Source organism: Xanthocytophaga flava (assembly GCF_030068545.1).
Lineage (GTDB): Bacteria > Bacteroidota > Bacteroidia > Cytophagales > 172606-1 > Xanthocytophaga > Xanthocytophaga flava.
Genome location: NZ_JASJOR010000008.1, coordinates 287707 through 296967 on the forward strand (window position 1 = coordinate 287707; position 9261 = coordinate 296967).

Genomic DNA, 9261 nt, shown 5'->3' on the forward strand with positions numbered 1-9261 from the left:
AAAGCGTATTTTCTCAGATGCTATTCATTCTATTTGTACCAAGATTCACCTCTATTACCTATTATTTTACATGGTTGGCAATTACCTGATCTATAATCCTTTCAGTGATATCAGGATAGCTAACAGGAATTGTTTGACCATATTTGAGCCACTCAGCTATTTTGGGTAAGTGTTTTTTCTTGAATTTCTTTATAACAGGTACACCCATTTTTTCCAGAGCCGCTGCATTGCAGTGCTGCTCATATTGATTTTTCATAGGAATAACCAATACTTTCTTCTTCAAAAACAATGCCTCCGCTGGAGTTTCGAAACCCGCACCACACAAAATACCTGTACTGGAAGTCATACTTTTTATAAAACCATCATTGTTGACAGGTTGTATACTCACATTGTTGGTAACAACTGGGGTTTTGCAATGCTTGGAGAAGACTTCCCAGCGAGCATCAGGCAAACGGGTTAGCATATCCTGCAGGTGTTCGTCATCATAGGAGGGAAGGTATACTGTATAATGTCCATTGTCTGTAGGCTTCAGTTCCCGTATCTGCTGACGGATAACAGGGGTAAACGTATGATCATCATACGACTGAAAATGGAAGCCATACGCACTGGTAGTCGGTGCATAGGATTGTAACACTAGCTTACCAATAGGGTCTACTGTATCAGGTACAGGAGCTTTGGGAGATAGCACAGCTGACTGATGACTTAGGCCAATACACTCTTTTTTGCGAAGACGACATGCCCAGGCGGTAACAGGTTCAAAGTCATTTAAAACCAGATCATAGGATTCTACAGGCACACTGCGTATTTCCTTGATAAATTGTTTGGATTTGGCCTGTTTGAAAGTCTTATATAAGTCTACTCCACCTTTCTTTCCAAAGACAAAGTATAATCCATGAAGTTTATATTTGATCTCATAAGGAAGAGATATATCTACCTGTTTTCCACTGACAAGCAGATCTACTTCTCCTTTTTTTTGTAATAAGGGGATAATATCCCTGGCACGGCTTAAATGTCCGTTACCAGTTCCCTGAATAGCATAAAGTATTTTCATAAGTTACTATATTAATATGAGATGGGTAAGTTAAAAAATACTGAAGTGTAGTACAAACATCGTTTGTAGCCGATATGTACGTTTTCCCTTTCTCATTGATATTGTTTCACAATAAATAACCCCACAAGTGAATACACTTGCGGGGTTACGATGCAGGCTAAAAAATACAATCGAATGGGTTTTGATGTATCATAAAGTTTTACCCGCCTTTGGATGGCGTAATGCAGCATTCTGAAAAAATATACGATACAAGAACAAACGTTCCTGTACATACTGACGGATAAACATAAATAGTTTCATGGCATAGATGCGTTTGCGAATACACGAAAGTACATTTCACATATGAATTGATAATTGTCCAGACATGAAGTTTATGTTAAGAATTACTCGGTTTACAAGCAATCTGTGTGCAACATTATTCAACTACTCCACCTGAAACGATAAATTTCATAATAGCTGTAGCTGAGGTATTGAGCATTGTTACATTTTCTCGTGGTACAATGTATAAATCACCTGAGAAATTATAGGAATGGGGTAGATATACAGCTACTTTTTCTTCAATACCCAGATCATCCAGGTTTTGCTGTGTAATGAAACCAAGCTTATACAAAGAAGCTTCCTTATTAAGAAGTACCAGAACAGGCTGGTTGAATTTCTTTTTGTCTCCCACAAATGCTGAAATCAGATCTTTTAGGGAAGAATAGATAATACGAACCAGTGGTAGTTTGGTGATTAGCTTTTCCAGTGAAAAGAAGATGGGTTTAACAATAAAGGAAGACCCAATATAACCGGTTAGGGTAAGTCCTGCCAGAACAATTGCCATTCCGACACCAGGATAGTGATCCAGAGGAAGCAGGTTATCAAGCCATTGGAAGGAGGCAATTAATACATAAATAGTGACACCGATAGGTGCACAGAAAATCAGACCACGAACGAGATATTTAAATACAGCAGTAATAAGTCGGTTCATAAGGTAAAGGTAAGTGTTTGCAATGCTGTAAATAGAGACACAATTTTTTGCAAAAATAAAAAAGGCTTCACATTCGTAAAGCCTTTTTGTAAAGAGTGATTGGCTTTTAGTGTGCCATCATCGGAAGGTTTTCAATATAACATGCTACATTTTCCATCAACCACATGGGTGTGGAGGTAGCTCCGCAGATTCCTACAGATTCCACATTATCAAACCATTCAGCATTGAGTTCAGTTTCGTTTTCAATAAAATAACTGCGACTATTTTCAGATTGGCATACTCCGAAAAGGGCTTTTCCATTTGAACTTTTCTTCCCACTGACAAACACAATTACATCATGTTCATGGGAAAACTTACGAAGTTGAGGTTCACGGTTTGATACTTGCCGGCATATACTATCATTGGCATCTAGCATTACATCCAGACTAGCCTCAGGATTTATTTTGTGAATACGCTCTTCAATGCGATCTTTCATTTTATAAAATCCTTGTGTGCTTTTAGTTGTCTGACTAAACAGACTGACAGGTCGGGAAAAATCAATCTTGTCCAGATCTTCTTCCGTAGTGATAACAATGGCTTTATCCTGTGTTTGACCGGTTAGACCAATTACCTCTGCATGTCCTACCTGACCATAAATCACAATCTGCCCATTTTCTTCTTCCATCTTGTCAAAAGCATGTTTTACCCTGTTTTGTAATTTCAATACCACAGGGCAAGAGGCGTCAATCAGTTCAATATTGTTTTTCAATGCCAGTTCATACGTAGCTGGAGGTTCACCATGTGCCCGAATCAGTAATTTGCAGTCATGCAGTTCTTTCATCTGTTCGCGGTCTATGATACGTAAACCTTTATCATGCAACCGTTTTACTTCCATACTATTATGAACAATATCTCCCAGACAATAAAGAACCTCGGCTGTTTCCATTTCATCTTCCGCCATTTGAATAGCATATTCTACACCAAAACAATACCCGGAATTTTTATCAATGGTCACTTTCATATGTAATTAAATAAACAGTTAATACTGTTAGTGGTAAAATGGAAGAATTGTAATCTTCTTTAAACGAATTTTTATGACAAATCAATGACTTTCCTTTTGTTCCTTTTCAATCATCTTACTGATCGCCAAATTTACTACAAATTCAATTTGTTCTTCTATCGTAATATAAGTAGTATCTAGCAAATACGAATCTGGTGATTGGACAAGTGGGCTTTCTTTGCGAGTAGTGTCCAACAAATCCCGGTGCTTCAGATTTTCAATAATATCTTCCAGATCCACCATATCACCTTTCGCCATTAATTCCTGCTGACGCCGATAGGCTCTCACGTTCATATCGGCATTCATAAATATTTTAAGTTCCGCATCCGGAAAAACTGTAGTACCAATATCTCTGCCATCCATAACAATCCCCCGCTTATGACCCACTTTTTGCTGTAATGTAACCAATGCCTTTCTGACCTCTGGCACTGCACTTACTTCACTGACCCGTTCTGAAATATACATCTTACGGATTTCTTCTTCAACATTTAATCCATTCAAATAAGTTTCACTGGCATTGGTCTTTGAATTGTATTTAAACTGGATATTTATTTTTTGTAATGCTTCGTTAACCTGGCGGGGATCAGTAAGTGTGATATAATTTTGGTGAAAGTACAGCGTTACAGCACGGTACATTGCACCCGTATCAATATAGGCATATTTAAGCTTCTCAGCTACTTTTTTGGCGGTAGTACTTTTGCCGCAGGCTGAGTATCCGTCAATGGCTACGATAATTTTTTTCATTTAGTAAGGGTAAAAATACCTGAAAAGTGATTTACAGACTTTATCTGTTTGCAGACAGAATGATTGTCTGGAAATAAAACAACTCTGCAAATATAAAAACCTCTTGCTTAAAGAAAGATGTTTTTCTTTGAAGTTGTGTCGAATAGAAATAAAAAAGAAAACGCAACCTTATGTGAGGTTGCGTTCTATTTGAAGAGGAGTAATTATGTATTTTCAATAGTTAGTTTTGATGGAATGATTGCAAAAGAGATAGTACCCTGAGATATTCTACAAGATATTAGCGTCTATCGTGTTTCTTTCTGGTATGATCTACACTAAAGCTGCGTTTAGGCTGCCAAGCTTGTTGTGGGGGATGATAACAGGAAGCTAGAATAGCACCTAGAATAGTCATAGCGATGATTTTTTTCATAGCTGTAGTAAATTAACGATTAAAGTTTTTTAGTTATGTTCTCTGTTCGTAGATACCATTAAGTGAATAATGGTGACTCTGTCTTTGAGTCTGTTGATGTAAGAATTAAACGCTTGATGAGTGACTAAAGCCATCTCAACGTTTCTGGTGTTTCCTTGGGCTTTTGAATGAATCTCTTGAGTGATCCTTTGGTGTCCAGGCTTTAATGAGTGGATTATTATAACGTGGAGCACAAGCTGCAAGGCTTATACTTATTATCAGAAATGTACAAAGCTTTTTCATGTTCCTATGGCTGGTTAATATTGTTTAAAAGTGTTGAGGCTACTCACTAATTGATTTGATAATCAATTGGTTTGAATCGGTTTTTCTTTTTATTTTTTAATTCCATAACCTTGTTAGAAGGTAACCAGCTAATTGTATACAGGATTGTCTGTTTTCAGTTATATGTAAGTTTTGTTTTTATTTGCCACATTATTCGATAGTTAGACCCTATTTCGCTGATTTTTTAAATGAACACTTTAGATATAACAGGACAACTGGTTGATATACACCAGAAGAGAATTTACCCTGCCAGAATTGTTATCCAACATGGTAAAATTGCGGAGATAACTCCCATGGAGTCAGCACCAGAGGTATTTATAATTCCCGGTTTTGTGGATGCGCATGTACATATCGAAAGTTCGATGCTTACTCCCTGTCAGTTTGCTCGTCTGGCAGTGGTTCATGGTACGATAGCGACTGTTTCAGATCCTCATGAGATTGGAAATGTGCTGGGTCTGGAAGGTGTAAGGTATATGATTGAAAATGGTAAGATGGTTCCCTTTTATTTCAATTTTGGAGCTCCATCGTGCGTGCCAGCCACTATTTTTGAAACAGCAGGTGCCGAGATAACAGTGGATGATGTACAGGAGTTATTGCAAATGGAGGAAATAAAGTATCTCGCTGAAATGATGAACTACCCGGGTGTGTTGCACCAGGATGCTTCTGTAATGGCAAAAATTGGGGCTGCGAAAAAGGTAGGCAAACCTGTAGATGGTCATGCTCCCGGATTGAGAGGAGAGCAGGCATTGACATATATAGAGGCAGGTATTAGCACTGATCATGAATGTTTTACAGCAGAAGAGGCGTTGGATAAGCTGAAAGGAGGGATGAAAATACTGATTCGTGAAGGAAGTGCGGCAAAGAATTTTGAGGCGTTGATTGAACTTCTGCCTGACTATCCAGATCAGATGATGTTTTGTTCTGATGACAAGCATCCCGATAGCTTGGTTTCTGGACATATCAATGTGTTGGCTGCCAGAGCGGTAGAGAAAGGTTATGATGTGTTTGATGTCTTACAGGTGGCTTGTATAAATCCTGTGTTACATTATAAACTGGATTCGGGATTGATTCGGGTTGGAGATAATGCTGATTTGATTGTGGTACAAAACCTGAAATCTTTTAAAGTGCTTCAAACCTACATTAAAGGAAGCTTGGTTGCTGAGAATGGTCAGACAAATATTTCATCTTTTGAAAGTAAGATTATCAATCACTTTGACGTTTCTTTCAAATCTTCTGACCAATTCCTTGTCAAAGATAGTGGAAAACAGATTATAGTGATAGAGGCCATTGATGGACAACTTATAACAAATAAGCTAACTTATCAGCCACTTGTACAAAATGGGTACATTCAAAGTGATGTTAAAAACGATATACTGAAAATTGCTGTTGTGAATCGCTACCATGAAGCGCCTGTTGCCATAGGATTTATTAAGAATATGGGATTAAAAGAGGGAGCTCTGGCATCATCAGTGGCACATGACTCACACAATATTATAGTAGTAGGAGTAGATGATGAGTCTATATGCAAAGCTGTGAATCTAATTATTGACGCTAAAGGGGGATTAGCTGGTGTGACCCAACAGGAAGAACAGGTTATTGCTTTACCAATTGCTGGTTTGATGACAGGGGTAGATGGCTATCTGGTGGCTCAGCAGTATGAGAATCTGGATGTGATGGCCAAAAAAATGGGCAGTACCTTATTATCTCCCTTTATGACATTATCTTTTATGGCATTGCTCGTGATTCCATCTTTGAAACTAAGTGATAAAGGTTTATTTGATGGAGATATATTTCAGTTTGTGCCAGTGGTAAAGTAATGTTGCCTCATAAAATGTGTCTGAAATATGTCGAATTGTGGAGAATATATCCCAGTTTGGACATATAAAAAGAGAAGTTTGGCGTGGGTTATAAATTGAGTTTTTTTAATTAAGTTATTGATATTCAGTACACTGCCGTATGGATTGAAGATTCGCTGTCGTTTGTGCACACATTTTTTAGCAAAAGCTGTATTAATATTATTTTTTGATACACTAAACTATTTCAAAGATGAAAACGACAAAATTAACTTTTTTAGCTGTTCTAATGTGCCTTTTCACAATTAGTTTTACATTGCCAAGTTGTGAATCTAAAACTGAGAGAGCGGCAGAGAATGTTGAAGATGAAAAAGAAGATGTACAAGAAGCACAGCGGGATGCACAAGGTAATATAGCTGAAGAGCAAGCTGAACTAGACAGTGCACGGGTAGATCTGGCCGAAGCATGGATGAAAGAAAGAGAAGATATGAGAATGGAACTTCAGGAAGAACGTGTGAAACTGGATACAAAAATCAATGATCTGGAAACAGATATGAAAGCTGCTAAAGCAGATGCTAAAGAAGATTATCGTAAGGCAATTGCTGATTTGAGAGAAGAACGTCGTGAGATGGATGCTAAAACAGAGCGTCTGCAAAACTCAACCAAAGCAAATTGGGAAGAAACTAAAGCTGATGTTCGTCAAACTGCTGATCGGGTAGAGGCTAAACTGAAAAAAGCAGGTAAAGACGTAAAAGATTACTTTAAAGGTGATAACTAAGCAATCGTTATCTAGTTAAACTGATGCTGACCAGAAACCTGGTCAGCATTTTTTATTTTCAACACATTCTTATTTCGATTTTTTAGGTGGGTTTAGTACTTCCAAGGCTTTATAAACGGCTTGGTGAAGAATAGTAGCATGGTTAAGATCCGGGAAATAGCCGAAGCTTACTTTTATATTTTTATTCTTTTGCAAAACTTCCACCAGGTTTTTTGCATCTCCTTCCATAATGGGACCTTCTTTGCCCACTGCTACATAGATATCCATTGGAGAAGCTGAGAAAATAGGTTTTATTGCCAGTAAGGATTCTTTGTCCCACCACAGGCTAGGACTTACAATAATATACTGAGTAAAAAGATCTGGTTTCTTAAAGACTATTTCAGTTGCAAGTAAACCTCCTAATGACTGCCCAATCAGTGTTTTTGATGAGTTTGTACGATAGTTTTTACTGATAAATGGTTGTAGTTCCTTTTCAATAAACCCTAAAAACTTTTGAGAACCACCCGTAGTTGGAAAATCCTTTTTGTCTTTGGCAATTGTCGTCGGGAAAGTGAAATCGCGTCTTCTGTCTACATTGGCGATACCTACTACAATACTTGGAGGCATCATCTGCATCATGGTGAAAAACTGGACAAGTCCACAAATATGAACAAAGTCTTCATTTGCTGAGCCATCTAACAGATACATTACTGGGTAACGAGTTGTATCTCCATTTGAATAGCCTTCAGGTAAATAAATATTTATAATTCTCTTTTCTCTCAGTTGAGAGGACTCTAATTCTATAGTTTGTCCCAATACAAAAGGCTTAGGGGTTAAAGAACTATTTTGTGCATGTAACGCAATTGAAAATAGAAAGAAGCTTAACAGGTAGAGTTGTTTCATAGAGAATCAGTATAGAAATCAAGTGTTTAAACAAATGTATCATTTTTTGTGAATGGACAGTAATGACCTTTTGTCAAACGGTTAGAGCTATCTTCTGCTAAATAGAAAAACAATGATTTTTTACAATTTTCTGCTTCTCTGCCCCGGTACTTTTGTCATAGAAACAAGCCAATTGTATCATGAAAAATAACCAAATATGGATCTGCCTGCTTGGCACTACGTTGCTAACAGGGATAAGCACAGACGCTCAATCCCTATCAAAAAAATCAATTAAACATACCAAACATAAGGAAGTTTCTATGACTACATCTGCAGCAAACAAAGAAGTGATATATACTTTGTATGAACAGGGCCTTAACCAGCGAAATCGTCAGGTATTGACATCATTGTTATCAAATGAATATATAGCTACAAGTGGGAAAAGAGGAATTGACGGATTTGAAGAATCTATTGTAGCTTTGCTTAAAGCTTTTCCGGATGCAAAGTGGAAAATAATTGACCTGATCAGTGAAGACGACAAAGTGGTAGTCCGTCAATCTGTGCATGGTACACAAACTGCTCAATTCCAGAATATAAAAGCAACAGGCAAAACCATTGATACAAATGCTATCGTAATCTATCAACTGAAAGATGGAAATATTATCAGTAGTCACATCCTGACCGACAGACTAGGATTCCTGCAACAATTGGGTGTATTGCCTGTTGATCTCTCAACTGTAGCTGTAAAAGTTAAAAATGAACTGCAAGTTACTTTTATAGATAAATTTTTTGTCCCTAAGGCTGCTAAGGATGAATTTCATCAAAGAGTAACTATCAACCGAAACTTTATCAAGACACTACCTGGATTTGTAAAGGACATTGTGTATGAACACACGGATGAAAATGGAAATCTTACGTGTATTACTATGGCAACTTGGGAAAGTCAACAGGCTCTGGATCATGCCAAACATACTGTACAAGCAGAATATACAAAAGAGGGATTTAACCCATCCGAAATGTTGACACGTTTGGGGATTACCATGGATAGGTCTATTTATCAAGAAGTAGAAAGTAATTAATACAGAGGAGTAAGTTCTTATCTAGTTCCAGATATTTTGTGACGGTTTTATCAATAAAGAAACCTCACCCTCTGTCCTTCTGAAAGAAGCTCATATCTTGTAAAGGTTAAGAAAAAGTACAATTTTGAATAAAATACTTGGTTAGTAAACTATTCACCCCTTGTAAGAGCCCTAAAAGAAACATAGATATGTTGAGTAGGCTATTCTTTCAATACT

9 protein-coding genes are annotated in these 9261 nt (G+C 37.4%); 3 read left to right on the forward strand and 6 right to left on the reverse strand.

Annotation, left to right across the window (positions count from 1 at the left end; translation table 11 throughout):
* Window positions 1-61 precede the first annotated feature (61 nt).
* From QNI15_RS14520 to QNI15_RS14540, 5 genes are all read right to left on the reverse strand, one after another.
* Window positions 62-1051, reverse strand: a complete 990-nt coding sequence (locus QNI15_RS14520) for a glycosyltransferase family protein (protein WP_314032281.1) — start codon at window positions 1049-1051, stop codon at window positions 62-64.
* 415 nt (window positions 1052-1466) lie between these two features.
* Window positions 1467-2021, reverse strand: coding sequence for a DUF502 domain-containing protein (locus tag QNI15_RS14525; RefSeq protein WP_313980505.1), 555 nt, complete (start codon window positions 2019-2021; stop codon window positions 1467-1469).
* Window positions 2022-2127: 106 nt separating this feature from the next.
* A complete protein-coding gene (locus QNI15_RS14530) occupies window positions 2128-3021 on the reverse strand; it encodes a 4-hydroxy-3-methylbut-2-enyl diphosphate reductase (protein ID WP_314032282.1) in 894 nt (297 codons plus the stop codon).
* 81 nt (window positions 3022-3102) lie between these two features.
* Window positions 3103-3804, reverse strand: coding sequence for a (d)CMP kinase (gene cmk, locus QNI15_RS14535; RefSeq protein WP_313980510.1), 702 nt, complete (start codon window positions 3802-3804; stop codon window positions 3103-3105).
* A gap of 277 nt (window positions 3805-4081) precedes the next feature.
* A complete protein-coding gene (locus tag QNI15_RS14540) occupies window positions 4082-4213 on the reverse strand; it encodes a hypothetical protein (RefSeq protein ID WP_313992893.1) in 132 nt (43 codons plus the stop codon).
* Between the two features lie 509 nt (window positions 4214-4722).
* On the opposite strand from QNI15_RS14540, the gene ade reads away from it, so the two are divergent.
* The gene (gene ade / locus QNI15_RS14545; RefSeq protein ID WP_314032283.1) at window positions 4723-6351 is read left to right on the forward strand and encodes an adenine deaminase; all 1629 of its coding nucleotides are present in this window, start codon (window positions 4723-4725) and stop codon (window positions 6349-6351) included.
* Between the two features lie 229 nt (window positions 6352-6580).
* Window positions 6581-7105 carry a hypothetical protein gene (locus tag QNI15_RS14550; protein ID WP_313992896.1) on the forward strand — a complete coding sequence of 175 codons (525 nt, stop codon included), beginning with the start codon at window positions 6581-6583 and terminating at the stop codon, window positions 7103-7105.
* Between the two features lie 69 nt (window positions 7106-7174).
* Here QNI15_RS14550 and QNI15_RS14555 read toward each other — a convergent pair whose 3' ends face one another.
* Complete coding sequence (locus tag QNI15_RS14555; protein WP_314032285.1) at window positions 7175-7987, reverse strand: alpha/beta hydrolase; 813 nt, start codon at window positions 7985-7987, stop codon at window positions 7175-7177.
* 179 nt (window positions 7988-8166) lie between these two features.
* Between QNI15_RS14555 and QNI15_RS14560 the strand changes: the two genes are divergently transcribed.
* Window positions 8167-9045 carry an ester cyclase gene (locus QNI15_RS14560; RefSeq protein ID WP_314032287.1) on the forward strand — a complete coding sequence of 293 codons (879 nt, stop codon included), beginning with the start codon at window positions 8167-8169 and terminating at the stop codon, window positions 9043-9045.
* Window positions 9046-9261: the final 216 nt, after the last annotated feature.

What these genes read in the sequence shown, in the direction of transcription:
- QNI15_RS14520 (WP_314032281.1), bottom strand. Translation starts at nt 1,051, where the DNA reads ATGAAAATACTTTATGCTATTCAGGGAACTGGTAACGGACATTTAAGC.
- QNI15_RS14525 (WP_313980505.1), bottom strand. Translation starts at nt 2,021, where the DNA reads ATGAACCGACTTATTACTGCTGTATTTAAATATCTCGTTCGTGGTCTG.
- QNI15_RS14530 (WP_314032282.1), bottom strand. Translation starts at nt 3,021, where the DNA reads ATGAAAGTGACCATTGATAAAAATTCCGGGTATTGTTTTGGTGTAGAA.
- cmk (WP_313980510.1), bottom strand. Translation starts at nt 3,804, where the DNA reads ATGAAAAAAATTATCGTAGCCATTGACGGATACTCAGCCTGCGGCAAA.
- QNI15_RS14540 (WP_313992893.1), bottom strand. Translation starts at nt 4,213, where the DNA reads ATGAAAAAAATCATCGCTATGACTATTCTAGGTGCTATTCTAGCTTCC.
- ade (WP_314032283.1), top strand. Translation starts at nt 4,723, where the DNA reads ATGAACACTTTAGATATAACAGGACAACTGGTTGATATACACCAGAAG.
- QNI15_RS14550 (WP_313992896.1), top strand. Translation starts at nt 6,581, where the DNA reads ATGAAAACGACAAAATTAACTTTTTTAGCTGTTCTAATGTGCCTTTTC.
- QNI15_RS14555 (WP_314032285.1), bottom strand. Translation starts at nt 7,987, where the DNA reads ATGAAACAACTCTACCTGTTAAGCTTCTTTCTATTTTCAATTGCGTTA.
- QNI15_RS14560 (WP_314032287.1), top strand. Translation starts at nt 8,167, where the DNA reads ATGAAAAATAACCAAATATGGATCTGCCTGCTTGGCACTACGTTGCTA.